At 59.3% G+C, this 25,261-nt stretch carries 27 protein-coding genes and 1 pseudogene; 17 read left to right on the top strand and 11 right to left on the bottom strand.

Going from position 1 to position 25,261, the window contains the following annotated elements:
- Window positions 1-81 precede the first annotated feature (81 nt).
- The gene (locus tag AC07UC_RS35605) at window positions 82-813 is read left to right on the top strand and encodes an HpcH/HpaI aldolase family protein (RefSeq protein ID WP_494909423.1); all 732 of its coding nucleotides are present in this window, start codon (window positions 82-84) and stop codon (window positions 811-813) included.
- Window positions 814-837: 24 nt separating this feature from the next.
- Here the strand turns inward: AC07UC_RS35605 and AC07UC_RS35600 are convergent, their stop codons facing one another.
- Window positions 838-1,524, bottom strand: coding sequence for a GntR family transcriptional regulator (locus tag AC07UC_RS35600; RefSeq protein ID WP_494909422.1), 687 nt, complete (start codon window positions 1,522-1,524; stop codon window positions 838-840).
- Window positions 1,525-1,704: 180 nt separating this feature from the next.
- Here AC07UC_RS35600 and AC07UC_RS35595 point away from each other — a divergent pair, with 180 nt between their 5' ends.
- The 9 genes from AC07UC_RS35595 (at window position 1,705) to AC07UC_RS35555 (ending at window position 10,418) form a co-directional block, all read left to right on the top strand.
- Window positions 1,705-2,454: an SDR family NAD(P)-dependent oxidoreductase gene (locus AC07UC_RS35595; RefSeq protein ID WP_494909421.1), complete on the top strand. Its 750-nt coding sequence runs from the start codon at window positions 1,705-1,707 to the stop codon at window positions 2,452-2,454.
- A gap of 65 nt (window positions 2,455-2,519) precedes the next feature.
- Window positions 2,520-2,918, top strand: coding sequence for a GlcG/HbpS family heme-binding protein (locus AC07UC_RS35590; RefSeq protein WP_494909420.1), 399 nt, complete (start codon window positions 2,520-2,522; stop codon window positions 2,916-2,918).
- A 55-nt stretch (window positions 2,919-2,973) separates the two neighbouring features.
- On the top strand, window positions 2,974-3,744 hold the full coding sequence (locus tag AC07UC_RS35585; RefSeq protein WP_494909419.1) for an electron transfer flavoprotein subunit beta/FixA family protein: 771 nt from the start codon (window positions 2,974-2,976) through the stop codon (window positions 3,742-3,744).
- Window positions 3,745-4,698, top strand: a complete 954-nt coding sequence (locus AC07UC_RS35580; RefSeq protein ID WP_494909418.1) for an electron transfer flavoprotein subunit alpha/FixB family protein — start codon at window positions 3,745-3,747, stop codon at window positions 4,696-4,698.
- A gap of 1 nt (window position 4,699) precedes the next feature.
- A complete protein-coding gene (locus tag AC07UC_RS35575) occupies window positions 4,700-6,640 on the top strand; it encodes a heterodisulfide reductase-related iron-sulfur binding cluster (RefSeq protein ID WP_494909417.1) in 1,941 nt (646 codons plus the stop codon).
- Window positions 6,641-6,671: 31 nt separating this feature from the next.
- Window positions 6,672-8,306, top strand: coding sequence for a GMC family oxidoreductase (locus tag AC07UC_RS35570; protein WP_494909416.1), 1,635 nt, complete (start codon window positions 6,672-6,674; stop codon window positions 8,304-8,306).
- Window positions 8,303-8,728 (top strand): hypothetical protein, encoded by a 426-nt coding sequence (locus AC07UC_RS35565; protein WP_494909415.1) that lies wholly within the window; start codon window positions 8,303-8,305, stop codon window positions 8,726-8,728. The genes AC07UC_RS35570 and AC07UC_RS35565 overlap by 4 nt, the downstream gene beginning before the upstream one ends.
- 66 nt (window positions 8,729-8,794) lie before the next feature.
- Window positions 8,795-9,658 (top strand): amidohydrolase family protein, encoded by an 864-nt coding sequence (locus AC07UC_RS35560; RefSeq protein WP_494909414.1) that lies wholly within the window; start codon window positions 8,795-8,797, stop codon window positions 9,656-9,658.
- Between the two features lie 10 nt (window positions 9,659-9,668).
- Window positions 9,669-10,418, top strand: a complete 750-nt coding sequence (locus tag AC07UC_RS35555; RefSeq protein ID WP_494909413.1) for a maleate cis-trans isomerase family protein — start codon at window positions 9,669-9,671, stop codon at window positions 10,416-10,418.
- A 19-nt stretch (window positions 10,419-10,437) separates the two neighbouring features.
- Here AC07UC_RS35555 and AC07UC_RS35550 read toward each other — a convergent pair whose 3' ends face one another.
- Complete coding sequence (locus tag AC07UC_RS35550) at window positions 10,438-11,895, bottom strand: FAD-binding oxidoreductase (RefSeq protein ID WP_494909412.1); 1,458 nt, start codon at window positions 11,893-11,895, stop codon at window positions 10,438-10,440.
- 563 nt (window positions 11,896-12,458) lie between these two features.
- Between AC07UC_RS35550 and AC07UC_RS35545 the strand changes: the two genes are divergently transcribed.
- A complete protein-coding gene (locus tag AC07UC_RS35545; RefSeq protein ID WP_494909411.1) occupies window positions 12,459-13,487 on the top strand; it encodes a hypothetical protein in 1,029 nt (342 codons plus the stop codon).
- Between the two features lie 149 nt (window positions 13,488-13,636).
- Here AC07UC_RS35545 and AC07UC_RS35540 read toward each other — a convergent pair whose 3' ends face one another.
- The 4 genes from AC07UC_RS35540 to AC07UC_RS35525 all read right to left on the bottom strand — a co-directional run bounded on the left by AC07UC_RS35540 (window position 13,637) and on the right by AC07UC_RS35525 (window position 17,165).
- On the bottom strand, window positions 13,637-14,524 hold the full coding sequence (locus tag AC07UC_RS35540) for a hypothetical protein (RefSeq protein ID WP_494909410.1): 888 nt from the start codon (window positions 14,522-14,524) through the stop codon (window positions 13,637-13,639).
- A 69-nt stretch (window positions 14,525-14,593) separates the two neighbouring features.
- Window positions 14,594-14,800 (bottom strand): hypothetical protein, encoded by a 207-nt coding sequence (locus AC07UC_RS35535; protein ID WP_494909409.1) that lies wholly within the window; start codon window positions 14,798-14,800, stop codon window positions 14,594-14,596.
- A 180-nt stretch (window positions 14,801-14,980) separates the two neighbouring features.
- Entirely contained in the window at window positions 14,981-16,588 is a 1,608-nt protein-coding gene (locus AC07UC_RS35530; protein WP_494909408.1) for a relaxase/mobilization nuclease domain-containing protein, read from the bottom strand.
- A gap of 163 nt (window positions 16,589-16,751) precedes the next feature.
- Window positions 16,752-17,165, bottom strand: coding sequence for a plasmid mobilization protein (locus tag AC07UC_RS35525; protein ID WP_494909406.1), 414 nt, complete (start codon window positions 17,163-17,165; stop codon window positions 16,752-16,754).
- Window positions 17,166-17,483: 318 nt separating this feature from the next.
- Here AC07UC_RS35525 and AC07UC_RS35520 point away from each other — a divergent pair, with 318 nt between their 5' ends.
- From AC07UC_RS35520 to AC07UC_RS35505, 4 genes are all read left to right on the top strand, one after another.
- The gene (locus AC07UC_RS35520) at window positions 17,484-18,176 is read left to right on the top strand and encodes a ParA family protein (RefSeq protein WP_494909405.1); all 693 of its coding nucleotides are present in this window, start codon (window positions 17,484-17,486) and stop codon (window positions 18,174-18,176) included.
- Window positions 18,173-18,541, top strand: coding sequence for a hypothetical protein (locus AC07UC_RS35515; RefSeq protein ID WP_494909404.1), 369 nt, complete (start codon window positions 18,173-18,175; stop codon window positions 18,539-18,541). The genes AC07UC_RS35520 and AC07UC_RS35515 overlap by 4 nt, the downstream gene beginning before the upstream one ends.
- Before the next feature lie 170 nt (window positions 18,542-18,711).
- Window positions 18,712-19,191 carry a helix-turn-helix domain-containing protein gene (locus tag AC07UC_RS35510; protein ID WP_494909403.1) on the top strand — a complete coding sequence of 160 codons (480 nt, stop codon included), beginning with the start codon at window positions 18,712-18,714 and terminating at the stop codon, window positions 19,189-19,191.
- 94 nt (window positions 19,192-19,285) lie between these two features.
- The gene (locus AC07UC_RS35505; protein ID WP_494909402.1) at window positions 19,286-19,585 is read left to right on the top strand and encodes a WGR domain-containing protein; all 300 of its coding nucleotides are present in this window, start codon (window positions 19,286-19,288) and stop codon (window positions 19,583-19,585) included.
- 407 nt (window positions 19,586-19,992) lie between these two features.
- Here AC07UC_RS35505 and AC07UC_RS35500 read toward each other — a convergent pair.
- Window positions 19,993-21,197: pseudogene (locus tag AC07UC_RS35500) on the bottom strand (DUF932 domain-containing protein).
- Between the two features lie 452 nt (window positions 21,198-21,649).
- On the opposite strand from AC07UC_RS35500, the gene AC07UC_RS35495 reads away from it, so the two are divergent.
- On the top strand, window positions 21,650-22,138 hold the full coding sequence (locus tag AC07UC_RS35495) for a Ros/MucR family transcriptional regulator (RefSeq protein WP_494909401.1): 489 nt from the start codon (window positions 21,650-21,652) through the stop codon (window positions 22,136-22,138).
- Between the two features lie 87 nt (window positions 22,139-22,225).
- Here the strand turns inward: AC07UC_RS35495 and AC07UC_RS35490 are convergent, their stop codons facing one another.
- Complete coding sequence (locus AC07UC_RS35490) at window positions 22,226-22,537, bottom strand: DUF736 domain-containing protein (RefSeq protein WP_494909400.1); 312 nt, start codon at window positions 22,535-22,537, stop codon at window positions 22,226-22,228.
- A 118-nt stretch (window positions 22,538-22,655) separates the two neighbouring features.
- Here AC07UC_RS35490 and AC07UC_RS35485 point away from each other — a divergent pair, with 118 nt between their 5' ends.
- Window positions 22,656-23,579, top strand: coding sequence for an AraC family transcriptional regulator (locus tag AC07UC_RS35485; RefSeq protein WP_494909399.1), 924 nt, complete (start codon window positions 22,656-22,658; stop codon window positions 23,577-23,579).
- 63 nt (window positions 23,580-23,642) lie between these two features.
- Here the strand turns inward: AC07UC_RS35485 and AC07UC_RS35480 are convergent, their stop codons facing one another.
- From AC07UC_RS35480 to AC07UC_RS35470, 3 genes are all read right to left on the bottom strand, one after another.
- Window positions 23,643-23,969, bottom strand: a complete 327-nt coding sequence (locus tag AC07UC_RS35480; protein ID WP_494909398.1) for a DUF736 domain-containing protein — start codon at window positions 23,967-23,969, stop codon at window positions 23,643-23,645.
- A gap of 813 nt (window positions 23,970-24,782) precedes the next feature.
- The gene (locus tag AC07UC_RS35475; RefSeq protein WP_494909397.1) at window positions 24,783-24,995 is read right to left on the bottom strand and encodes a hypothetical protein; all 213 of its coding nucleotides are present in this window, start codon (window positions 24,993-24,995) and stop codon (window positions 24,783-24,785) included.
- Between the two features lie 13 nt (window positions 24,996-25,008).
- Complete coding sequence (locus tag AC07UC_RS35470; protein ID WP_494909396.1) at window positions 25,009-25,215, bottom strand: glycosyl hydrolase 108 family protein; 207 nt, start codon at window positions 25,213-25,215, stop codon at window positions 25,009-25,011.
- Between the last annotated feature and the right edge of the window lie 46 nt (window positions 25,216-25,261).

Here is a 25,261-nt window from a genome sequence, read left to right as displayed (position 1 = left end):
CCCAGCAGCGAGGAGAGTTCTGACATGCCCCCACGGCAATCCCTGCGCGGACGCCTTGCGTCCGGGCATCTTACTCTGTGCATGGCACTGCTCCAGGCCCGGACACCGGACATTGTCCTAATCGCTGCAGCAAGCGGCTTTGACGCCGTGTATGTTGATCTTGAGCACAGCCCTGCAGGGTTTGAAACCGCGTCGATGTTGGCGATTGCCGCCGCAGGGGCGGGGATCGCGGGGCTGGCGCGCGTTCCTTCCCATGACGCTGATCACGCAACACGCCTGCTCGACGGCGGCGCGGCAGGGATCATCTTCCCCCACGTCGATACAGCCCGCAGAGCGTCCGATCTCGTGCAGGCCTGCAGGTTTCCGCCGCGCGGCAAGAGGTCCGCGGTAGGCGCGGTCCCAGCCCTTGGCTACGCCCGTCTTGGACTGTCGGAGACCATGAAGGAGCTGGAACAAAACCAGACGCTCATCGCAATGGTCGAGACACCTGAGGCTGTGGCAAATGCTGATGAGATCGCGGCTGTCGACGGCATCGACATGCTGTTGATCGGCTCAGCGGACCTCTCGCTCGAACTTGGGGTCCCCGGTGCATTTCAGGATGAACGCATGCAAACCGCCTATACCAAGGTTGCGGCAGCATGCAAAAAGTACGGCAAATCGTTCGGTATCGGTGGCGTTCGCAATCAACCGGAATTGCACGCCAAGCTGGTAGCCTTAGGCGCCAATTTCCTCATCATGGGTTCTGACACCGGCTATTTGCTGCAGGCGGCAGGCAACGACTGTACAGCCATGCGCACGCTGATGTCTCAATAGAAGGCAGTTTCGCGGGACAATCCCTTATCCAGCATTGGTACCGTGGATGCGCTTATAGGCTTGAAGGGCGGGAAGGATGTGGGTGCGACACACATCAACCAAACGCTCCGTGTCCCCGGCCTCTATCGCAGCGATCATTTGCACGTGGTCCTCATGGGAGTTCTTGAGGTGGTTGATGTTGCCAAGAACGTACCAGTGAATTGGCGACGTCCTAAGCCAATAGTGATTGATTGCCTGCGATAGGAAGCGGTTTCCGCAGGCCCCAAACAGCCGCTCATGAAATTCGGTGTTGATCCTTGAGGACTCGTCTTTCTGGGCAGCGGTGATCGCGTCCAGGTATGCCTGGTTCAGGCGCTTCAAGTCATCTAGGTACTCCTGGGACGCCGGCAGCGGGATGCGCCTCGCCGCCTCGGTTTGGAGGATGATGCGCATCTCGTAGAGTTCGTCCATCTCCTGAAGCGAGAAGTCGCGGACAACCACCCCTTTGTTCGGACGACGCTCGACCAGGCCCATGTGGTCGAGTTCGGCGAAAGCGTTGCGAATAATGTGCCGAGTCGCTCCGTACCGCTCTGTCAGTTCCTCTTCGACGAGCCGTTCTCGCGGGCGATACTGGCCGAAAATGATCGCCTCACGAAGGGCGTTCGCGATCCCCATGACACTGGTTTCCGCCTTAGCGAGCTTCGATTCCAAACTTTGCGCGACTTGACTCAAGGGAGCCTCCCATTCTGCTGAGATATCTTAACACAAGTCCAAGCCGCGATGGTCTTTTGGACCCCTTGCGCTCTTGACAGAACAAACGTTAGCACGATAGACGACAAACTAGAAAACAAAATTGTCGACGATCTTGAGGGAATTTTTAGGTCAGGCGATTTGGCGCTCAGGGAGGAGCACGTGGCAGGACGGCTTAGTGGTAAAAGGGTGCTCTTTGTCGGTGCGGCGACCGGGATAGGGCGGGAGACGGTCAAGCACTTTGCCGCCGAAGGTGCCAAGCTCGTTGTCGTGGACAACAATGCCGAAGCCGGACACGCTTCGGCCAAAGCTGCCGGCGCGGAATTTATTGCATGTGACATCACGGATGAGAGCGGTGTCAGCGCAATGGTTGCCCAAGCTGCTGAGACGCTTGGCGGCATTGACGTCCTCGTTAACAATGCTGCCATCCAATACTCAGGCACGATCACGGATTTTGATGTCGCGCGATGGGACCGTATCTACGCCGTAAATGTGCGTGGGATGTTCCTCACCTGCAAGCATACTGTTCCTCATCTCCGCAAATCGAAAGCGGCTTCCATCGTTTCGACAGCATCGCTGGCGGGATTTCGCGGTGGTGGCGGGCTAACCGCATACTCTTCGACCAAAGGCGCAGTCATTGCACTGACAACCGCACTGGCGCTGGAACTCGCGCCAGACCGGATCAGGGTCAATGCAGTATGTCCCGGCTGGGTCGACACGCCCTTCAACGATCCTGCCATCAACTATATGGGCGGCCCAGATGTCCAAGCAAGGGTTCTGTCGTCTCTCGTGCCGCTCGGCAGGCAAGCAGTACCTGCTGAGATCGCCCCTCTGTTCGTCTACTTGGCGTCAGATGAGTCGATCTTCATGACAGCACAGTCGATCGTTATCGACGGCGGCGTCTACAACTAACCTGCCGGATTCTTGTAACTCAAGAACGGCGCTTTGGCGCTTTTACATCCAAGGAGGAAAATACAATGTCTATTGCCGCAGAAAAGGCTCAGAAGGCGATCGCCGCAGGGCTGGCCAAGGCAAAGGAGCTGGGCTCCCCGTCCAGCATCGCAGTTCTGGACGAAGGCCGAAACCTTGTTGCTTTTGTGCGCATGGAATCCGCGTTGCTGGCGAGCATAGAGATATCGCAAGGCAAGGCCTACACTGCAATTTCGCTGCAGATGAACACTCAGGATCTCACCGCCTACGTGCAGCCGGGCGCGCCATTCTATGGCCTGGAAGTGTCGCATCGCCATCCGATGGTCGTTTTCGGTGGCGGCGTTGCGGTGAAGTCCGGAGACAAGTGCATAGGCTCGGTTGGCGTGGCCGGTGGCACAATCGACAATGATGTCGCCGTCGCAAACGCGGTTGCAGCAGCCCTCTAAGATTTGAGCATTGAAGGGCGTCTTTTTGACGCCCCTCAAGTGATTGGAAGTAGCCATGCACGTAGTTGCCCTGCTGAGGTTGGTTCCCGATACCAACGAAGAGTTAGAGATTGGTCCTGACGGCGTCGATATCGACCGGGAATGGATCGGGTTCAAACTCTGCGAGTTTGATGACCAAGCACTGGAGGAAGCAGTCCTTCTCAAGGAGCGCTTCGGCGCGAAGGTGACTGCCATTGTTGTGGACGGGGAGGGCAGCGATCGCCTTTTGCAAACGGCTGTTGCGCGGGGCGCTGACCGCGCAATCAAGGTCGAGCACAGCCTGACCGACAAACGAGATGCGCGTGCCGTAGCGCGCCTCCTTGCCCCCGTCATCACCTCGCTCAACTGCGATCTGGTCCTGACCGGGGTGCTTAGCTCTGAGGACATATTTGGTAGCGTCGCGCCGGCGCTTGCGGCAAGCCTTGGGTGGACTACGGTCAACGCCGTCACAGGTGTCAACGCAGCGCAGAGCCGGGTTGAGGCGTGCCAGGAGTATGCCGGCGGGCGATCTGCCGTGCTCTCCGTGAAGACGCCGGCGGTATTGGGAATTCAAGCTGCCTCGCAGCCGCCACGGTACGTTTCTGGCACACGCTTGAAACAGGCGATGGGAACGCCGATCGAGAAAAGTGCTGGCGGCAGCCCGTATGGTGTTCGATCGGCCACCATCACTGCACTCGAAACCCCCGAAAGTGGCGCCGGCGCGACTCTCTTTGAGGGCGATGCGGCGGCCGTCGCGAGCAAGATTGTTGAGTTGCTCGCTTCAAATGGACTGCTGGGAGGCAAGTGAATGCGCATTTTGGTTTATGTCGAGACGGTCGAAGGCCTCCCAAGCGCTACGTCGTTGGAACTGTTGGTAGCAGCCCGTGATATTGCTGGAGGCCCGGACGCCCAGGTCGAGGCCTTGGTGGTAGCCTCCTCCGACGGCACGGCCAGCGAGCTGGCTGGTGTCGACGTGGTGTTAAAGGCCCGTTCCTCCGGCGGCGCCTACCTACCGCACGAGCACGCGGCAATTCTTCAGGCGGCGGTAAAACAGCGCCGACCGGATCTGATCCTCTTCGGCTATACCACCCAAGGTTTGGATCAGTCGTCATATTTGGCGGCAGCGCTGGACTATCCGACGGTCAATCTCTGCACAAAGGTGGCGGTGGACGGCGACAAGCTGGTAGCGAAGTGCCAGATGTACGGAGGCAAGTTGATTGCTTCAGTCGAAGCTGCCCTTCCGGCGATCGTCTCTGTGATGCCCGGCGCATATCGGGAACGCGCTCTCCCGGCAACAACACTCGCAGTCGCTGAAATTCCCGCCACCGTGGCGACAAACGCCATTAGCCTCGTTTCGCAAATGGCCCCAGAAGTCGGAAGTGTAGACATCACGAAGGCGGACAAGCTCATTTGCGTGGGACGCGGGATCGGCGACAAAGACAACATCGCAGATGTGGCCACGCTCGCCGAGCTCCTCGGCGCCGAACTGGCCGCCTCCCGGCCGGTCGTCGACATGGGTTGGATGCCGAAGGAACGCCAAGTCGGCAAATCAGGACGGCGCGTCAAGCCAAGGCTGTACCTGGCATTGGGAGTGTCGGGCGCGCCTGAACACCAGGAAGGAATGGGTGAAGCAGACCTTATCGTGGCCATCAACACCGACCCAAAAGCCCCAATATTCGGCTTTGCCAACTACGGTGCTGTTATTGATTGTCTCGATCTCGTCCCCGAGTTGGAGAAGTCGGTTAGGCAGCGGGGAGCGTAGGGTGTTTCAGACAGCCACCGCGCTCGCTATCGTCACAGTTCTTGCGTGCGCTGTTTCGGCACTGCGCTTCAGGCGGGTGTTGTCTCCCCTGATGAATGCACCAGCACTCAATCGCTTCGACAGGCCCGGGCTCCGTCTTGAGGGCGTGGTTGGGGACCTCGCGCTGCATAGACGCCTTCTCAAGATGCGCTATTCAGGCGTCCTGCACGCTTTTATGTTCTTCGGCTTCATTGTGTTGCTGACGGCGACGTTTCAGAGTTTCGCCGAGGGGTTCTTCCCAGGGTTTTCTCTGGCCGCGATTGGCGGCGGTACCTGGCTTGCTATGCTCCAGGAAATTTTCGCAGGGCTAGTGCTCATCGCCCTCCTGATGGCCGTCTATCAGCGCGCCGTCATTCGCCCGAAGCGGTTCAAGACCTCGAAGGCGTCGGATGCGTGGATCATCTACATCCTTGTTGCAGCGGTTGTCGTTGGTCTGATTGGCGATTTGGCCTTCAGCCAAGTTCTCAGCGGTAGCCATTCGGCCTGGCGGCCTTTGAGCGGAGCGCTGGCGTCAGCTGTCGCGCGCATGAACCTTGCCCCCGACCAACTCGAGCATGGCAAGGCCGTGCTGTACTGGGTCCACATTCTCGCGATTCTGCTGTTCCTGGTTTACATTCCTGGATCAAAGCACCGGCATATTTTTACCGCTGGACCCAACATCTATTTTCGATCGCTTGACCGGGCCAGCGAACTTCCGCTTGCCCCATCCGGCGTCAAAGAGATCGAGGACTTCCACTGGAAGGACAAGCTCGACCTCATCAGCTGTACCGAATGTGGGCGCTGCGAAGCAGCTTGTCCGGCTAACAAGGCTGGGCTTCCCCTGAGCCCGAAAACGGTCGTGATGGACTTGCGCGACCACATGCTGGATCACTCTCAGCCTCACACAGCCCTCCTCGGCAATGTCATCTCCGAACAGACGTTGTTTGCATGCACTACATGTCGCGCCTGCATGGATGTATGCCCGGTGCGCATCGAACCGATGACCAAGCTCATCGAAATGCGCCGCACGGCAGTCGAACAAGGCAAAGTGGAACCGACACTTCAGGACGCCTTGGCAAACGTCCAGCGCACAGGCAATTCCATGGGCAAGCCAGCCCGGCAACGGGCGCGATGGACCCAAGGCTTGGCGTTCAAGATCAAGGACGCGCGGGCCGAGCCGGTCGACATATTGTGGTTTGTCGGTGACCACGCGTCTTTCGACCCGCGGGTTCAGGCAATTACACGTAAGGTCGCCGAACTGCTTCACGCGGCAGGGGTGGACTTCGGAATCCTATACGACGCCGAGCAGAACGCAGGAAATGACGTCCGGAGGGTAGGGGAAGAAGGGTCCTTCGAGGTCCTCGCCCAGGCAAATATCGAGGCGTTGTCGGGATGCACGTTCAACCGCATCCTGACGACCGATCCGCACACATTGAACGCCTTGCGCAACGATTATGTCCACTTTGGCGCTCACTATACGGTTCTGCACTACACGGCTTTGCTCCTTGAACTGATTACGAACGGCCGGCTGGCAATTTCACCGGCCGATAGCGAGGTCGTGACCTATCATGACCCGTGTTACCTCGGTCGCTATAATGGCGAGTTCGACGGTCCCCGCGCGCTGATCGAGAAGGCCGGCTATTCCATTCACGAGATGGGCCGTTGCCGCGAAAATAGCTTTTGCTGTGGCGCCGGCGGCGGACGGATCTGGATGTCCGACGACGAGATGACAGAGCGGCCGAGCGAAATGCGAATTCGTGAGGCACTCGAATTGAGTGATGCGCGCATCTTCGTCGTCGCATGTCCGAAGGACCTTATCATGTACACCGCTGCAGTTGACGCGTTGGGCGCCGCCCAGCGCATCGCAGTTAAGGATATTGCTGAGTTGATTGTCGTGAATGGAATGAGTGCTGACGGGCAGTAATGCCCTGAACCATGCAGAAAGGGAGGAAATTATGGCCCAGCAACGAGATAGCCGCAGCGAGGTCGCAGACGTCCTGATCATAGGGGCGGGAGCGTCTGGCGCCGTAGCGGCACACCACCTGGCGCGAGCAGGCTTCAAAGTTGTCTGCCTGGAGCAAGGAGGACGGATTGACGCCTCGGAATTCAAGGGCGCCACTCCTGAGTGGGAGATCACATCCCAAAAACAATGGCATCCCAATCCCAATGTCCGTGACCTGGAGAATGACTATCCTTGCGAGACGTCGGATTCAGACGTCAACCCTTTGATGTACAATGCCGTGGGTGGCAGCTCGATCATCTATGCCGGACACTGGCAGCGCTTTATCCCTTCAGATTTCCGCGTCAAATCGCTGGATAGTATCGCGGATGACTGGCCCTTCACGTACGAAGAGCTGGAGCCTTTTTACGATCAGATGGAACTTGAGATGGGCGTATCCGGCCTCGCCGGCGACCCTGCCTATCCCCCCCAGAAATCCCCACCCTTGAAGCCGTTGCCGATCAACAAGATTGGACGCAAGGCGGCCGAGGGCATGAACAAGCTTGGCTGGCACTGGTGGCCGAGCCCGAACTCGATTCCGTCTGTACCCTACGAAGGCCGCAACGCGTGCGTCCGTCGAGGCACCTGTCTGACAGGCTGTCCGGAGCGTGCAAAGGGGTCGTTCGACCTGACCCATTGGCCGGGCGCGCTCGCCGCCGGGGCCAAACTCATTACCGGCGCGCGCGTGAGCCGCATCGAAACCGACGAAAACGGCCTCGCGACCGGGGCTGTCTACATCGATCGTTCCGGCCGTGAACGGCGGCAACGGGCATCGACCGTCTTGATGTGCGCGAACGCAGTCGGCACCGCCAGACTGCTTCTGTTGTCGGCCGGTGGCAAGCATCCGGACGGCCTTGCGAACTCCTCCGGCCTGGTTGGGACGCACCTCATGATGCATCCCTACGCCGCAGTGAATGGTATGTTTGACGAGCCGCTGGAAAGCTGGCTTGGACCGTCTGGCCAGCTGATCCATTCGCTTGAATTCGTTGAGACCGACGCAAAGCGTGGATTTGTGAGAGGCGGCAAATGGCAGGTGATGCCGTCCGGCGGACCGCTCGGCATGCGCGCAGGCTACGGTGGCAAAGCAATCGAGGATGCCTGGGGGGCCAACCTCCACAAGAGCACGAAACGCAGCTTTGGGCGGTCTTTTGAATGGGGCATCACGGCCGAAGACCTGCCAGAGATCACGAACCGGGTCGTACTTGACGACAAGCTGACAGACTCCGACGGCATTCCGGCGCCAAAGATTATCTATCGGAACTCAGACAATACGAGGAACCTGCTCGACTTCCACGTGGCGAGGGCACGCGAAGCGATGGAAGCCTCAGGCGCCTTTGAGATCAGCTCAACGTCGCTGATGCGCGATTGTGGCTGGCACCTGATGGGCACAGCCCGGATGGGTTCTGATCCTTCCAAATCGGTCGTCGATCAGTGGTGCCGGTCACACGATGTCCCCAACCTCTACGTACTGGATGGCAGTGTCTTCATCACGTCGTCGGCCTCCAACCCCACGGCGACTTTGACCGCCGTCGCACTGCGGGCCGTCAAGCATATGATTGCCAACCGTCGGAACCAGGAGATCGCAGCATGAGTGCCATTGAGGAGACCGACCGCACCGTATTCGGCCGCATCGCAGATTACTTGATCCCGGAGGCCGAGGGTATGCCGGCAGCGACCCAGGTCGGTGTGGCGCAGCAGTTGCTCGACCAGGTTCTAGCCGCCAGACCCGACCTTAAGGAGGCCCTCGTCCGCGGCCTCAAGGCGGTCCAGGATTTGGACGGACTGGGGGGAGCCAATCGACTGAACGAGACCGATGGCGAGGCGTTTCACGCCGTCGCCCTGGCGGCGTCAGGAGGTTATTACATGTCGCCGGTGGTGCGCCGTCTTATCGGCTATCCCGGTCAGGAAAGCCGCCCGTTTGACCCCGAGAAAACAACGGAATACTTGAATGACGGTCTGTTGGCACCCGTCATAACGAGAGGTCCGATCTACAGGCCGACCCCCCAATCCTGAAATATCATCGAGGCCGTGAGGGTTTCCTGTGCGGCCTCGGCTTGTTCAATGTGGAGTGTGGCACCCATGGCCGATGACCATCTGGAAAAAGATCCCTTGCCTCTCGAGGCGTCGAAACCTCGGGCGTCGGTGCCGCCACTCGCAACGGACTGTCACTTTCATGTTTTCGGCTCACCGGATCGGTATCCGCTAAGCCCCCACCGCGTGTACGAGCCGTCAGATGCCTCGTCCGAGCGCTACATGAGGATGGCGGCGGCGGTGGGCATCGAACGCGCGGTGGTCGTCAACGGGAGCCCTTACGGCACTGACAACAGCTGCATCCTGGACTTCATCCAGACGTTCGGTCCCAACCGCGCCCGCGGGGTTGCCGTTGTCGATCCTGACATCTCCGTATCCGAGCTGACAAACCTTTACGAGCAGGGCATCCGCGGCCTTCGCATCAATCTCATCACCGGGAGAACACCGATCGAAGCGCTCCCCAAGCTCGCGGCCAAGGTTGCGCCCTTGGGCATGCATATGCAGCTCTGGCTGAAGGCGGATCGCCTTGAAGGCATCGAACGCCTGCTGCCGAGCCTGGACGTGCCAATCGTTCTCGACCACATGGGGCAGGTTCCGGCAGGGTTCGGCGTTGACCATCCCCAGTTTCACACGCTTTTGAGGATTGTTCGGTCTCCACAGGCGTGGGTTAAGCTGGTTGGCTATCGCATTTCCGCTGGGCCGCCCTATCACGATCTTCTCAATCCCGTTCACGCGCTGCTCGAGGTCGCCGAAGATCGCTGTGTCTGGGGAACGGATTGGCCGCATCCTTTCTTGGAAGGTAAGGCGATGCCCGACGACGGGAACTTGATCGACCTGCTGGCGTCGTGGTGCACCCCGCGGCAGTTCGAAAAGGTGCTGGTCGAGAATCCGGCACGGCTCTATGGGTTCTAGGCCGCCTGGTATGATGACCGATTCATCAGATCGCGTCAGGCTCGGGCTCGTGTTGCCGAGCGTCAATACTGTGGTTGAATCCTGGCTCCCAAGAGCCCTGCCTGAATTCGCCACTTTGCATATTTCCCGAATGCTCCTCCCAGACCACTTGTCGGCCGAGAACGTTGTTCGGATGGACGAGGAGGAAGGTCGGGAGGCAGCCGCGCAGCTGTCCAGCTGCCGGCCAAGAGCGATGGTATACGGCTGTTTCGCGTCCAGCGTTGTTCAGGGGCCGGATTACGACAGGGAGCTTTGTGTTCGGTTGACCGGGGCCTTTGGGATTCCTTGCGAGACTGCGGCCGGCGCCAGCATCGCGGCGCTGCAATCTTTCAACGCTCGTCGTGTCGCGGTCATATCACCCTATCCCGCTGAAGTGGACCGTGCGGAACGGGCATTCCTCACACAGTGTGGCTTTGATGTCCTCGAGGGCGAGTGTTTCGGGATCGGCAATGCGTTCGAACTGGCAAATCTTTCCGTCCAAGACATGATTGACGCAGGGACCAGGACGCCTCAGGATGCCGACGCGATTTTTCTATCTTGCATGAACATCAATTCCCACAAAGCGCTGGAGCCGTTGGAGCGCGCCACCGCAAAACCGGTGATCACCGCGACGACCGCGACCGCCTGGGCTTTGTTAAACTTGGCCAACGTAAGCCCTGAGCGCTCACTGATTGGAACGCTCGCGAGCAGAAAATTTGTCGCCTGGCAGGGCAGGGGCTAGAGGCGCTGATTTAGACGGCCTAAAGGAAAATCTTGCCCGGATTGAGGATGCCGTCAGGATCCAGTGCGCCTTTGACCCGGCGCATCAACTCAAGGTCGATCTCAGGCTTGTAGTGGGCGAGCTCTTCGCGGCGCAATCTTCCAATGCCGTGCTCGGCTGTGATCGACCCGCCCAGTGACACCGCGATGTCATGGGTGATGCGGTTGATCGAGGCCAGATGCTGCGTCCACTCCTCGGAAGGGGCCCCATCAGCTTGGATAGGGTTGAAATGAATGTTGCCATCGCCAAGATGACCGAACGCAAACGTCCGTATGCCGGGAAAGGAACGGGCCAAGGCCTCGTTGGCGGTGTTGATGAATTCTGGAACTTTCCCGACGGGAACGGATATGTCGTGTTTATAAGAGACACCTTCCCGCCTTTGGCCATCGGAAATCGCATCGCGGAGTTTCCACAGGGCCATTGTTTGCTGCATTGAACTCGCAACAATGCCGTCGTCGACTTCACCCGCCTCAAGAGCTTCGGCAAAGGCCTTGGATATTAGCTCAACAGCGCTATCACGGGCGTTGCCAGAGCTCGTTTCGGCCAGCACATACCATGCGTGGCGCTCTGAGAGCGGATCCACAACGCCGGGGACGTGTTTCATTGCCACGTCGACGCACACGCGTTCGATCAACTCGACTGCCACCAGTTGTTCGGACAACCGCTGCCGCAGCCTTTGATACCAAGCCAGCGCCGCCGCCGGACTGCGAACCCCGACTAGAATTGTGGTGACGTTGCGCGGCAGCGGTGAAAGCTTCAGCGTGGCGGCCGTGACGATCCCGAGCGTGCCTTCGGACCCGATGAATAGATGTTTCAGGTCGTAGCCCGCGTTGTCTTTCCGCAATCCCCGCAGCCCATTCCAAATGCGTCCGTCGGCCAGAACCACCTCAAGGCCAGCCACCAGGTCCCGCATCTGGCCGTAGCGGAGAGCATTTACCCCTCCGGCGTTCGTCGCGACGTTCCCACCGATGGTACAGCTGTCCACCGCCCCCAAAGAAAGCGGAAAAAACCGATCAGCCTTGGCAGCCGCTTCCTTGACGTTGCCTAGGACACAACCCGCTTCAACGACCATGGAGTCGTTGGTGACATCGATGGACCGGATCCGGTTGAGCTTACGAAGCGTCATAAGCACCTGGGTGCCGCTGCCGTCTGGCAAGGCCCCGCCGGTAACGCCCGTGTTGCCGCCTTGCGGCACGATCGGCACTTTGGCTTCGGCGCATAGCCTTACTGCAGCTTGGACCTGCTCAACTGTAGCCGGCTGAACCACTATTGCCGGAAACGAGGCGTAGCTGTCTCGCCATGCAGTGGTGAGACCTTGTATGTCGTCGGGTTCCGAGATGAGGCCTGTTGGCCCGAGAATCTCCTCGAGGTCCCTGAGAAGCAGCCGTTGAATAGTCTGGGCCCGCTCAACCGGGGTCGTGCGTGTCAGGCCGGCCATTCTCAACTCGCAATAAAATTGTCGACGATTTCGGCGGCAAGATTGCACACGTAACGACTATCAGCAATAGTCATCTCGTCATCGAACCCGATCGAGCCGGCTGTAAGAGCTCGCACCGGGGGCGGCAATTTAACATAATGGACATTATGCGAAACTAACTATTTGACATCTATAAATAAAAGTTGGTTCCATAACTAAACTTATGCGACTTTTTATGTAGCAGCCATTTAGTAATGCGACAGTTGCCCCAGTTAGAGATGCGACACTGCTTCCGAGGCTGGTCAACATGAAGCTGGAAAGGAAGGCTGGCGACTTCACAGAGCCTAGCACGCAGCGCTCTTCGCCAGCTGCCGTTGATTGGACCCAAGGCTTGCTAACAGTCTCGCTTGCAAGGCGATGTCTCCGATCCTTGGTTTTGTGAAAGTTCAATCAGTTTGAATGGAGATGTGGCCTTGGAGGCCGATTAGCTTGTTTCCACGGACTGCCCCGACCATTCACCCAAATGGACTGGACGGGTGGAGGTTACACGCCGGGAGGAGAAGGTTTCCGCGTGGGGGCTACCAGTGACCCGTGTTGCAACGATCATCGCAGCGCCGGGCGGCGGGCGCTTTCAACTCCTTTGGGGCAGCGTGGCGGCACCCTTGAGCTGGATACCTCAGCCAATCATGGGCTGCGGGTTGAACTCTGCCAATGCAAGCTGGGGTTGCACTGCTGAGTTCAGGCGCGACAATTTCAGGCCAATCGCCTCGGGCAAAACGCTATACCGTCGCGATCTGATGGGACTTGCGCGTGCGCTGAGGTTAGAACCCGTCGCAGCCGAAGCACTCAAAGGCGCCGATCCGGTAGTCGTGATGGCAAAGGTGATCACAGTCGTAAATGAGACGCTGACGCGTCAATTGGCGAATCTCGATGCAATGGTGGAGGATCCGGTCGCCGGCACTCGCGATCGGGAGGTCGATGCGGTGATCGCCAATCCAGAGGCCTTGGCCTCCCGCGCCGACGAGATCATCGTGGGGCTCGAACGTGGTGCAGCAATCACCAGCGCCGAACGGTACAAGGCACGCGATAGCGGCCTTGTACTTGCCGCGCTGCTCACAAGCTTGCGTCGCGAGAAGTTCGTTGCCTTTGGACCTCGGCTGCTCGCCCTCTATTCCAAGGCTGACGACAAAAGTTGGCTTTGGGAGGCTGGCTCGCTTTTGAGGCGACTGGGGGATCTCGGCGCAGTAGCACTGCCCTATCTTGTGAACGATCGGGCGTTGACCCCGTCGGTAGACATGGCCGGTGTTGAGGGGCTCTGCCACGTTGGCGCGGCGGGCCGTTCCGTGGCCGAGCCGGTCCTTGTGCCGATGTGGACCGGACTATTTGACAAAATCGGTTGGAATAGCCGTGCATCCATCTTCGTTGCGATGCGTCGGATCGGGATTTCGCCGCCGTTGCCGCCCGAGGCCAAGTCGGCAGATGTTGCCAGGCTTCAGTCCGACTGGGCAGACATTTCACCCCAGTCCCCGCCCAGGGTCTGCGCGGTAAGAGCCGAAGCAAGGGCTCGACAAGAAGAGAAAGCCGGAGGTCCACGCCGATCAAACCTCGACTGAACGTTCCAGCGTCGAGGCCATCGACTGGTGGCGCGAGGCAGAACGCTGGCAGGAACCCCAGGCAGACTGGACATGGCGGCGTCTTCCAAGCCATCCGGTGGGGGAAGCTGGGGCTGCCTCCAACCCCAATCGTCCTTCATGCCTAACTCCTACCGCTCCTGGTCGTCACGGTCACGCTCGAGACGCTTCTCCACCTCAAGCTCGATCTGACGCAGATGCGACGCCTGCTGCAGTGCTGAAGTGGAGCGCGCACTCCCGGCCCCAACCGCCGGACATCCATCGATCCCCATATCGGCAGCGCCTGTGCGCAAACGCTCTTTAGCCGGAGCAGCCTGCTGGTTGTTGTCAGCGCGATCAATTGCTCCGTCCGTCGGACTGGGCTCAACAGAAAGCTCACGGCCTTGTCCTGCTTTGGCGGCAATCTGCGAGCCATCAGCATCACCTTTGGCTCCGACCGGATCCTCCGGGTCGGAGATGTCCGGCTGATGCCGGGCTTTATTCGCCATCCCGGGCTCGTCACCTTGTGCCCTCTCGATCAACTCGATCGTACGTTGCAAATGCTTGTCCGACTTCGCGACCTCTCGCATGTACTGATTGCCATTGGTCACAGCCATTGCGGCGGCCCTGTGGATCTCACGCGCGAGGCCTGCTTGATAACTCTCGAGATAGAAGCCTGGTAGTTCCTCCGCTTCGATCCTGCCCAAGCCTTCGCGATAATGTTCTATCCGCAGCAGCACCTCGTTTGCAGTTTCAACCACATCCAGGCCAAACTTGCCGACTGCCGCATCCCACTGCTCGTCGGCAGTCTCAGGATACTGCGCGCCACTGTTTCCCCGCCGGGATTCATCCGATGTTTGGGCCTGGCGTTCGGTGGACTCCAAATACTCCCGGCGAATGCCGACCACCTCGCGTGCAACGTCAGCGACCGCCTCAAAACCGGCTCGGCCAGATGGATCGAGCTTCTGCTCGAGAGTCGCGAGAGCCGCTTCTACGCGTCCTTCATAGGCTTCGAACTCAGGCCGAGTCATCTCCCGCATCTGTTCCTCCGAGCCTTCAATCAACCGAGATAAAAATAGCATTCTGATATTATTTTTTAAAGGTATTGCCTAAATTTGGTCAATAACAAGATCAATACGGTTGCCTTTTGTACCCTCTTCCATTCGACCAATTTGGCGCTCGGCAAAGGCCCCAGCCTTTTCGCCCTGGCGTTCGTGAGCGAGGTCGCCCCAGACACCAGCAGCGACCACGGCATAGGTCCCAGATGGGTTCGGCTCGGTTGCGATACTGGTGTTTGCGATTGTCGCACCGCTCATTTACTTCGGCCCACAACTTGGCGCGTTCGAGGGGCGGTTGGTCGAGATCTATTATCCAGTCGTTAGGTGGGGCGCACAGCTCAGAGCGATGGTCCCTGGATAGCAATGATCTCGCCGAGCACCGCGCTTATCGTCCCCGCTGATCGGAAACCGACATGTTCTTTCGATATTAAGCAGGGTCTAAAAGCAATTTGTGTTGATGGATGTACCGACTTTATATGACTGACATTGAACCCGCCTCTGCACGGTTGGCATGCTCATTACTCTGGTGTCCTGACCAATGTCAGCAAGCGCCTGACGATTTCGCTCTATCCGCGTCTGATCAAGTTGGAAACGCAGGACGTGAAGGCGTCTGTACCCGGTTTGAAACCGTAAGCGCGACATGTGTCGCCAAGCTGTTGGACCAACGCCGGTCCTGCAGGCTGAAGTTCTTGACAGCCGTCTAGCACAAACAAAATGACAGCAAGCACCCACCGCGTCGATGTTTGAGCCCCCCAAGTCGCTTCCCTGTGTCGACAACAATGCCTCAGGTGAATAGGAAACCCCAGTCAGGCTGTTCCGTATCCGGCACATCGCCGCTCGCGAATGACGTTGGTGGAGGGGGCCAACACACGATATCCGTGAACCTCTTTGTTCGGCTTTGCCGCGGTGCGAGCTCGCCAGATTTGGATGGTCCACTCGCTTGGCCGCGTATCGAATTCGAGCGGCGCTGCTCGTCGCCTGATGCTCGGTCCGGCCTCGATAACCAATCGGACGCACCTGATTGCGTTTGTAGGCTGGCGCGCTCGCGAACTCACGACGATCGGTGAATTCCATCTTGATTCCTTGCTCACGCGCTTTCTCGGCCATCAGCATACGCCACGCGCGAAACACCTGCGGCCTCGTTTCGACGCGCTCGCCTGTCTCGGAGCGCATCGTGACAATCGCATGGGCATGGATGTGAGGTCGTTTGCCACCTGCAGCCGTCCCTTTCGGGTCGAGCGCGGGGTCATGGATGGCAAACACATATCGGTGCCCGGGAAATTGATCGCCCAGAAAGTCACGAACCGCTGCTTCGAACGTGTTCGCGGCCGTGCCGGCGCGAGCCGACACAATCACATGCATGACATCCCTGCCCTTGCGGCTGTGAAGCTCATTGCGCCACACTTTCTGCACAAGATCGCAGGCCTGCTCAGTCGTCTCGACGTGCCGACCGCCCTCATCGTAGGCTTTCGCGTCGGCGCGGGCGATCAAATCACGCACACGCGCGCCCCCCCACGATACGCCGTTGCCGTAACCGTCGAACCGAAACCGCGCCTCCACGCCGTGACTGATCTCGTTTTCTTCATAACGCTGCTGCACGATAGCCGCGGCCTTGCCATCGCCTGTCAACCGCTCTCCGCCACGATCGCGAAGCACCACGACGCCGCCCACCGTCAACGCGTCGGGACCGCTTTGCTCGACCGCGTAGAGGTACCGCCGCCCGCCAAAGCCAGCGCGCAGGATCTCGCGGATATGCGAATCCCGGTGGCCATCATGCGCCGGCGAGGTCGCTGTGATGGCGACACGGAAGACAGCAAGATCGCGGCTGGCCGCGCGACGGTCAAACAAGGGCTCCCACCCTGTCCGTTGCGCGGCTATCGCATCCTTGCCGACAATCCGCTCCCCGCGCTCATTTTCGATGGCGAGTTCCCCACCGCGCGACATATAGGTCATCATCGCTCCAGCACGTCCGCCGCCGCCGTAGGACGCCAGCTTGACCACCGCCGGCTGGCTGCCGCTTGCAAGCGCTAAAAAGCGTGTCCGCATCGAGCGTTCACGGTGTCTCGCACCGGGGCGCGTATCTCTTGCCGCCTCCACTTGCTTCGAACCCCAACGCTCGGATCGTCCAGGCCGTTCTTCAGGACCCCGCACCGCTCCTCCCCTACGCGGTAGATCCCATCCGGTCATGTCGCCCTGTCCCATCTGCATCTCATGCAAAAAGGGCCGCGCGGCGCCGCTCCCACTCATGTTCGAATGCGCCGGGCAGGAACTCCATCAGCCGCCAGCTCCGCGCCGCGCCCGACCGCCCGGTCATCTTGGCCAACTCCGCCGCGGTCGTCGTCGCAACCGCGTGAGCGTCCCTGATCGCGCCGGCGAGGTCATGCTGCGACGGCATTCGACCCGTGTTGATGGCGCGGGCGACCTGATTGAGATTGCTACCGACCGCGCGCAAGCCATCGACAAGCAGGACCAGCAGAGCGCGATCGCCCTCCCCTAGAAATGGCCGCACACCCGCTCCTTCCATCGAGAGCGATCGGACAAACGCTGAGACCGTCATGCCAGCAGCCTTCGCAGCCGCCTTTAGAGCAGCGAACTCGGCTGATGAAAACCGAATATGTGTCACCTTGACCTTGCTTGATGAGGGCTGGGGGGGTGCCACTGGCTGTCGACATGTCCATCCACGATCGTGTTGCTGGCGGCCACCGGCCGTAGATCGAGGGCCGGTCCCTCGATCGCTAGGAAGAATGTATCACATTTTTCCGTATCCTGCCACTCAAAAAGAGTATTTTAACTGCATATATACATCATAATCCTATGTTTTCATACTCATTACGACTATTTTTTTCTAAATCCATGTGTTTCAATAGAGGCTGATTTCCACGTCCACATGGTCGTGGAACCGTGTGTGCCTAGAAACACATACTTGGGAGAGGCAAACGGCATGACGATCGTGATTTCCGCCATCAACGGCAAGGGCGGGGCGGGCAAGACCACCACGCTCATGAACATCGCTGGCGAATATGCGCTGCGCGGCCGAAATGTCGGGATGATCGACATGGACCCACGCAACAATCTCACCAAGTGGTGGAGCGACTGCCATGACAAACAAGCGCAGGCTGAAGGTATCCATGTCTTCAGTCACAAGACAGCAAGGGCACTCGCCACGTTCCACGAGCAAAATGCGCGGCGGTTCGACTTTCTGCTCATCGACACGCCAGGCGAAGACACCTCGGTCATTGATCCGGTGATCGCGCGGTCCGATCTGGTGATCTCGCCGATCCAGCCGTCAAAGCGTGAGGTGCTCGCAGCGATTGACAGTTTCAATGCAGTCACGCGTGTCAACGCCAGCACTGGCCGCGTCTGCCGTCACGGCGTGCTGCGCACCCACATCTCGCTGACGGTTCGGCACACTGAACTCTATCGCAAGATCCGCCCGATCATTGAGGACAAGGTTGGCACTTACCTGTTCAACACCGAGGTGTTCGAGCGCAATGTCTATAAGGACATTCACAACGGTGTTGGGACTTTGCAGATGCAGGAAGTCACGCAAGCCATCGCCAAGGCGCGTCTTGAGACGCAGGCGCTGGTGCGTGAAATCGATGTCCTGCTCAAGGAAGGAGAAGCGGCCGCATGACCGGGAAGGACAATCTGTCGCTGGAAGAATTTGTCATCGCGCCGTGCAAGCGACCGCGGCCTGAAGCCGCGTCTCCTCCGCAAGCGACGGACCCTACCCATTGCGAGGCCGAACCGGACCTTGGGGCAGTGGACGGTCCGCACGCACGGCAGGCGGACCTGGCTATCATGCATCGGCAAGATGCGAAAAAAGCCTTGCGCCAAATGAAACGGGAACGCACGCGCGGGACCAGCCATTTCGTCAATGTGCAGCTCGACCGGGAGACCAAGCGCAGACTCAAGTTTGCCGCTTTCAACACGGAGACGTCGATGCAGATGATCATGGAAACGGCAACCCGGACCTATCTCGATGACCATGGCCTGTGAGGGGCTCGGCCCATGCCGCTCCTGCCGGACATTGCTTTTGCCTGGATTTGTCTGCTATGGAAACGACCATTAAGGTTCTGATTTTTTCTTGTCTGAGCCTGAGGGGAGAAATATCCGTATCATTCTGATATGGATATAATGGGGCAACAGGATCGGACCGAGCCACTTCCATGGCCATCAAGGACGTGCACGCCTACATCGACAAGCATGGCCTTGTCCAAACGACGGATGATGAAATCGAAAAGCCTGTCTATCGCAAGCCAGGCTTCGAAGGCATTCGAAGCTTTTCCGAGATGGAACAGATCTTCAGCCGCGTGATCCGCGAAAAACGAGACGATCTCAACCTGAACCGAGCTCAGACCGCGATGATGGTCGGGCTTCATGAGCAGATTTTTGCCCGTTACGAGCGCGCATTCTCCAAGCTCACCGTCACCCGCCTGATCCATCTTGCGGAGGTGCTGGGATTTTCGCCTCTCGAATTGCTCTATGCGGCCGCACCGCATCTGTTTGGTGACAGCGAGGGCGAAGCGGACGACAAGCTCCAATTAATGCTGCGGATTCTCGACATGCCGGCCTCAACGACGCATTCCTTGCTGCGTCTCATCGAAGGGCTCTCTCCGGCCGGCAACGATAAGGCCAGTGCTGACTGAGGCGGAGGTTCCATCAGCGGCATGAATCGGTCGCGCGAGATGGATTCAAAATACGCGTTGGACGGGTTTGCCAATCGCCACGATCATCGCGTGTATGCACAATTATCCCGCTCCGCACTTTTTGCGCAAAGTCGATCCCGCCAAAAACATGGCGCGCTACTATGTCGTGGCGCTGCAGCCGACACTCTTCGGCGAAATGTCGGTCATGCGCCACTGGGGCCGTATCGGTACGCGCGGTCGCCATAAGACCGCGTTCTTTACGGAGTCTGGCGAAGCGATCGCGGCCTTCTTCAAGATTGCCGGCCAGAAACAAAGACGTGGATACGCCGACACTGACCGGCAGGACGGCTTCGAAACCAGCACGCATGCCAGACCAGCATGCGATGATCCTTGAGGCTGCGGGCAGATGCATGGCTACACTGGCATCGATGGCACAAGCCAGGCTCCGCATCGTGGCGATTCCATCCCAGGTGTGGCCACTGTCCTGGGCAATCTTGGAGGCTTGGGGATGAACGCACTCGCGGCCGTCGCAGTGCGCGTGCACGATGCCTCGCTTGGTCGGGGCGGTGCCGCGAGGAATTGTGGATTTGAACAATTGTCGTCTAATTTGCCGTTGCTGCCTGTCGTGCAGGCCGTTGCCTTGCGAGCCGGGCGAAGCCCGGCGAGCGGCCACGGCGGTGTGCAACGCAAATCGCCAACTTGGCTTCTAGCGGGCGGTTGTTTTACAGTACGGCGGTTCGTTGAAGCGGCGGACCTGAAGGGTCACGCGGCGAAGCATTCGCTGCATGGCCTTTCGTTTGCTCATGCCGCCTTTTCCAGCAAGGCCTTCGCCTTGCCTTCCAGGTCCAGCCGGGCGTCTTGATGCGCTTTGCCCCGGGCATGCGCGGTTATCCCTTGCACGAAATCAAAGATGCTCTCGGGTGGACGGCCCTCCTCCTGCAAAACGGTCTCGATGATCCTGCCCGTATCGCTCTTGGAAAAACCGCGCTTGCGGAGAAAAGCCTGCCGCTCCTCCTCCGTGCGCGCAACGATCTTCTGGCGAGCGGCCTTGATGCCGGCGACAAACGGCGCGGGGCTTGAGTTCGCGAAGTTCGTCAGTGCCGGCGCCACCTCATGGGCAAAGCGTTGTGCTGCGAATTTCGAATGCCGGATCGTGATTTCCTCGAAGCCTTCGACGCCCCAAAGATTGCGATTCATGCAGACAGCGCGGAGATAGAAGCTCGCAATGCCCAGCGTCTTCGATCCGACTTCCGAATTCCAGCAATAGAAACCTCGGAAATACAAATCCGGTTCGCCATTTGGAAGCCGTCCGGCTTCGATCGGATGTGTATCGTCGACCAGAAACAGGAACACGTCGCGGTCGCTGGCGTAAAGCGTGGTGGTGTCCTTTGTGATGTCCACAAACGGATTGTGCGTCATGGTCGCCCAATCCAGAACGCCGGGCACCTTCCACATGGTGTCACCGGTGCCATTGCCAGCGATCTTCATGACGGCGGCGACGAGCTCGTGATCCCAGATGCGGCCATAATCCGGGCCGGTCACCGCACGAAGTTCGACACGTCCGTCTTCCGTCTCAAGCGTCTTCACCAGTTCCGCCCGATGGCTCAAAGGCCGTGCTGCAAATTGATGCCTGCCAGTGGTGCGGGAAGCTGGCGCATGTAGGTCGCCGGCGCGCTGACCAGACTGCAAAGCTGACCGAAACTCCAATGCGTCGGCGCGATTGGCTGCTCCTGTCCGGGGACGATAAGCGAAAGCCGGTCTGCATTGTCACGGCTGGCCTCGACGCGCACGGCACGGCTTTCGACAGTCCGGGCAGTGGCGCGGTCCGCCCGCTGCTTCACGGCATCGTAAAGCCCGGTCAGGCTCAAATAGCGCTCGTCATCGGGGCGCGAAAACCATTCCGAGGAAACCCGCCCGATCCGTTCGCCGCGCGAGATATCCACGCGAAAGCCACTGGACGCCGCCTGCTGCTGGTTGTTGCTCACGCTGTTGATGATGGTGGTCATGTTCATTGTGCTCACTCCTTTTCATCAATGCCGAAGGCATGTCCCCCGGCATGCCTTCCGGGGGCGCGAGAGCGCGCGGGAGTGATGGGGGCCGATGCCGGTGCGCAGAGCCGGGTTGCGCGGCCGAGCGAAGCGAATGGAGATCGTTGACCACTGTTGTTGCAGTCGGCCGCTTTGCGAGCCGGCGGCCCTGCTCTGCACAGGCGGCAATGGCGGGGAAGCGAGGGGAAGTCCCTCGCTTCCCAATCGATCGGCAAGGTTATCCGAAGTCGATCACAACGATGAAAGCGAAGCTTGCTCTTCTAATGTTGGCCAGGAGATATGGCTTTTACAAAGAAAAGTACTATTTATCGTCGGTGGCATGGGGAATTCAAACTCGTTAAATCCGTCAGATAAAGTAAGAGGACAGCCATATGCCCACTGCACCCGAACAGCTCAGCCAACCGGATACCGTGTCGATAGCGGCCGACATTGTCGCTGCCTATGTCTCGAACAATCCACTGCCGGTCGGCGAATTGCCAAAACTGATCGGGGATGTCCATGCCGCTCTGCAAGGGCTCGGAACGCCGGCGACGGACCCTGTGGTCAAGCAGGAACCGGCAGTATCGATCAAGAAGTCGGTGACGCCAGATTTCATCATCTGCCTGGAGGACGGGAAGAAGTTCAAAGCCCTCAAGCGGCATATTGGGGTTCACTACAATATGAGCCCCGAGGAATACCGCCAGAAGTGGAACCTGCCCGCTGACTATCCGATGGTCGCGCCGAACTACGCGGCCACCCGTTCGGCCCTGGCGAAATCAATAGGGCTCGGGCGCAAGGCGGCCGCGCCCATAGCCACGGAAAGAGCGAAACGAGCTGTTCGCGCGGCAGCTGCGACGACGGCCACACCATCAATCAAGTCGCCGGTGAAGAAACCGCGCAAAGCATCGACCAAAGCGTAACTTGCCACACTTGGCAAAGGTCAGGCACCAGCGGACCTGAACGTGAACAAGCCCCGCCTTGCAGCGGGGCTCGGTGTTTTTGCCGGATCACTCCACAGTGCGACGCGACCAAATGAGCGAGAAGTCGCCTTCGGTCTCGGTCTCGACAAGGCTCGCATAGATCGGAGCGGGGAAGCTCGGATCGTCAAGTTTGACCGAGTGGTAGTCCCGGCCCTCGCGAGAGGTCTTCTTCCAGGCTGCTCCGAACTCGGTGGCGCCGGCGAAGACGCGGAAGTCCGGACCCTTGTCGTTGTCGCCTTCGGTCGGGGCGAACGTCACCGTCTTGACGTTGAGGTTGAGGGTTTTGACCGAGCCGGAAAAGCCGTTTGCGGTGCGCGAGAAAGTGCCGATCGTAGCCATTGTGTGGTTCCTTCTGTTTTATCGGACCGCGCCCATCGCGGCCTCACATGAGGAGACGTCGGTCAAGCAGCGTTTCTGAGCTGCGACGGGAGAGGATTTTCGGGAGCCGCCTACGGGATTGACCGCAAGATCGGTCAAGACGGCAGGCGCTTATTTGTTGATAGTAATGGGCATGGAGACTGGACCCTCGAACACCGTCAAAGAGATCATCGCCTGGATAGAAGATCACCTTGAGGACGATCTGACTCTAGACGTTATCGCAGAGAAGGCGGGATACTCGCCGTATTACTTTTCTCGGATGTTCCTTGCCCACACGCGGCGCACGGTCATCGAGTATGTCCGCGGCAGGCGGCTGGTGAGAGGGGCCAGACGCCTGCTCGCTGAACCCGATCTTCGGCTCATCGATCTGGCATTCGACTGCGGGTTCGACTCGCAGGAAGCTTTCACGCGCGCTTTCAAACGCATGTTCGGCACGACCCCCGCCCGTTTTCGTACGGGCTTTGCCGTGGAACCCATGGAAGGACAATATCCTATGACCGCTACGGCAGAGATCAGCACCGTCATCGAACGTTTACCGGAGCTCACCACACGCGATCGCTTTATCGTCGCCGGCCCAGCAAGGCGTTTCGACGAGACGAACAAGGACGGGATTCCGCAGCTCTGGTCCCGATTAATGGGGGCCCTGCCCATCAAGGGTCAGGTCAAAAGCTGGACAACCTACGGCGTGGCCTCCGGCATCGATCGCGAAGAACGCACACTCAGCTATATGGCTGGCGTCGAGGTGGATGATAATGCAGCCCTGCCAGAAGGATTTGAGCGGCTCGCCATCGAACCTGCTACCTACGCCGTGTTCCGTCTTACCTTCGACGGTGGCCCCGTGCATCTGCGGATCGCCGAGGGCATACGACAGGTCTGGGGACATCTTATGCCCGAGTCCGGCCTGACGCCGACAGGAAAGCCCGATTTCGAGTGTTACAATGATCGAAGGCCGCTGACTGAACCGGGTGCGACGATGGACTATTATGTGCCGGTTCAGGTTTGAACACCTGAGTTAAGGGCAAAACCCCGCCCGGATAATCCGAGCGGGGCGTCTTGCGTGGTCGGCTCAGTCGCCATTGCGGCGGCTTGGACGGGACCAGATGAGGCTATAGCTCTGGCCGTCCTCATCCTCGACCAAGTTGGCGTAGATCGGAGCGGTGAAGCTCGGATCGTCGAGCTTGAGACCCAGATAGTTGCGGCCTTCATTGGACTGCTTGGACCAGGCGGCGCCGATTTCGATGCGACCGACGAAGACCCGGTGGCTGGGAGCGTTTTCGCCACTGGAGCGCGTATCGGGAACGATACGGACCTTCTTGGCCTGAAGGGAGAGGGTGACGATCTCGCCGCTGAACTCGTTGTTGTCCGACTGCTGGAAAGTGCCGATGGTAGCCATTGTCGTTCTCCTGACTGTTTGCTCGGAGCCGCCCTGTGCGGCCTCGATAGCGGTCGTGAGACGACGGCCGGGCCGGCTGCATCCTTCAGGGCCGCAGCGTCAGCGGAGGACGGCGGCAGCCGAGCTTGTTGCCTCGCGAGGAATGCGGCACAGCCACAGGGGAAGAAGATCGGCGAAGCCGTTGCAGGCCAAGGCGCGGCCGGCGTCAGACCAGCCAGAAGAGAGGCCGTAAGGGAGGTTTCCAGCACAGTCTCATGAGGACGATGCCGGCCGTAGATCCTTCAGCCATGCACTCCGAGCCATGTCTAGAACCACGTACGGCGGCCGCCAAAGAAGACGGCCGCCTACTGTCGAATTGTCCAAGGAGCCGGCATTGGTTCGCTGCGGCACGCCTTGGATGAACATCCTCACCCTACACCTCCAAGAGCACGCGATGGCAAAAGAAAGTGGAATTAGATCCCCCGTCCACGAGGTAAATGCAGCTCCGTATGACGCCGACTGTCAGGAAGCCTTGGCGTCCCATATCGACGAACTCATACGCCGCGCCGAAGCAGCCGGCTGGAACCGAACTCGTGGAGCTTCGGCATTAATGTATTTATCCGCCAAGCGGCTGACCCCAGCCTCATAGGAGACTCCGTCACCCGCCGCGCAGCACCCCGCCAGATGTCGCCTCAATATGCCGTCACCAGGGACGCTGGAGCCGCCGGAGCGGTGCCTGTGATCCCCGGGCACCAAACCCCCTCGCGGCCCCACGGCTGCGTCAGCCGGCGCAGTGCACGGTGCCGCGTTCGCATCCTCGACAAAGGCCTTCGCTTAGCCGCCATCGAAGACGTTGGCCGCCTGCGGCACCCGACCGGCAATCCATGCCTGACCGATTTCGCGGACTTCAGCAATGCGAGCCGTCCAGCCTCTGCCGAAAGTCGGGAACGTGCCGAGGTGCTTCAGGAAGGCCATCCGCGCGTTGCAGATGCGATCAATCAACGCGTCGTTGTTCTTATCGGCCTTCAGCGCGGCTAGGGTGCCCATGCCGAGGACGCCGTCAAATGCCGGGGCCGAGGTTCACTGCACCATCGAACACAACGTAATCGACGCCATCCGGCAGATCATCGCCCCGAACCGCGTCCCAATACTGCCGATCATAGACCGCATTAAATTCGTCGATGGTGATCTCCTCACCGAACCGGTGGTGACGCCTTTCATCGTTGGCCCGCCAGGTCGTTTGGATGGTTCGAATAGTCGCCCTCATGCGCAATCACGCGTGCGAGCGATTCCTTTTTAGGGGAAACAGCCAC

This window comes from Mesorhizobium sp. GW821-FHT04C10 (assembly GCF_059420305.1).
This window is presented reverse-complemented; position numbering and strand designations above follow the sequence as displayed.

Excerpts from the sequence above, each read along its gene's own strand:
- AC07UC_RS35560 (WP_494909414.1), top strand. The coding sequence starts at position 8,795 with ATGGCCGATGACCATCTGGAAAAAGATCCCTTGCCTCTCGAGGCGTCG.
- AC07UC_RS35475 (WP_494909397.1), bottom strand. The coding sequence starts at position 24,995 with ATGGGCACCCTAGCCGCGCTGAAGGCCGATAAGAACAACGACGCGTTG.
- AC07UC_RS35580 (WP_494909418.1), top strand. The coding sequence starts at position 3,745 with ATGCGCATTTTGGTTTATGTCGAGACGGTCGAAGGCCTCCCAAGCGCT.
- AC07UC_RS35520 (WP_494909405.1), top strand. The coding sequence starts at position 17,484 with ATGACGATCGTGATTTCCGCCATCAACGGCAAGGGCGGGGCGGGCAAG.
- AC07UC_RS35505 (WP_494909402.1), top strand. The coding sequence starts at position 19,286 with ATGCACAATTATCCCGCTCCGCACTTTTTGCGCAAAGTCGATCCCGCC.
- AC07UC_RS35570 (WP_494909416.1), top strand. The coding sequence starts at position 6,672 with ATGGCCCAGCAACGAGATAGCCGCAGCGAGGTCGCAGACGTCCTGATC.
- AC07UC_RS35490 (WP_494909400.1), bottom strand. The coding sequence starts at position 22,537 with ATGGCTACGATCGGCACTTTCTCGCGCACCGCAAACGGCTTTTCCGGC.
- AC07UC_RS35510 (WP_494909403.1), top strand. The coding sequence starts at position 18,712 with ATGGCCATCAAGGACGTGCACGCCTACATCGACAAGCATGGCCTTGTC.
- AC07UC_RS35515 (WP_494909404.1), top strand. The coding sequence starts at position 18,173 with ATGACCGGGAAGGACAATCTGTCGCTGGAAGAATTTGTCATCGCGCCG.
- AC07UC_RS35585 (WP_494909419.1), top strand. The coding sequence starts at position 2,974 with ATGCACGTAGTTGCCCTGCTGAGGTTGGTTCCCGATACCAACGAAGAG.
- AC07UC_RS35470 (WP_494909396.1), bottom strand. The coding sequence starts at position 25,215 with ATGAGGGCGACTATTCGAACCATCCAAACGACCTGGCGGGCCAACGAT.
- AC07UC_RS35555 (WP_494909413.1), top strand. The coding sequence starts at position 9,669 with ATGATGACCGATTCATCAGATCGCGTCAGGCTCGGGCTCGTGTTGCCG.
- AC07UC_RS35530 (WP_494909408.1), bottom strand. The coding sequence starts at position 16,588 with ATGCGGACACGCTTTTTAGCGCTTGCAAGCGGCAGCCAGCCGGCGGTG.
- AC07UC_RS35550 (WP_494909412.1), bottom strand. The coding sequence starts at position 11,895 with ATGGCCGGCCTGACACGCACGACCCCGGTTGAGCGGGCCCAGACTATT.
- AC07UC_RS35565 (WP_494909415.1), top strand. The coding sequence starts at position 8,303 with ATGAGTGCCATTGAGGAGACCGACCGCACCGTATTCGGCCGCATCGCA.
- AC07UC_RS35590 (WP_494909420.1), top strand. The coding sequence starts at position 2,520 with ATGTCTATTGCCGCAGAAAAGGCTCAGAAGGCGATCGCCGCAGGGCTG.
- AC07UC_RS35605 (WP_494909423.1), top strand. The coding sequence starts at position 82 with ATGGCACTGCTCCAGGCCCGGACACCGGACATTGTCCTAATCGCTGCA.
- AC07UC_RS35540 (WP_494909410.1), bottom strand. The coding sequence starts at position 14,524 with ATGCGGGAGATGACTCGGCCTGAGTTCGAAGCCTATGAAGGACGCGTA.
- AC07UC_RS35535 (WP_494909409.1), bottom strand. The coding sequence starts at position 14,800 with ATGAGCGGTGCGACAATCGCAAACACCAGTATCGCAACCGAGCCGAAC.
- AC07UC_RS35480 (WP_494909398.1), bottom strand. The coding sequence starts at position 23,969 with ATGGCTACCATCGGCACTTTCCAGCAGTCGGACAACAACGAGTTCAGC.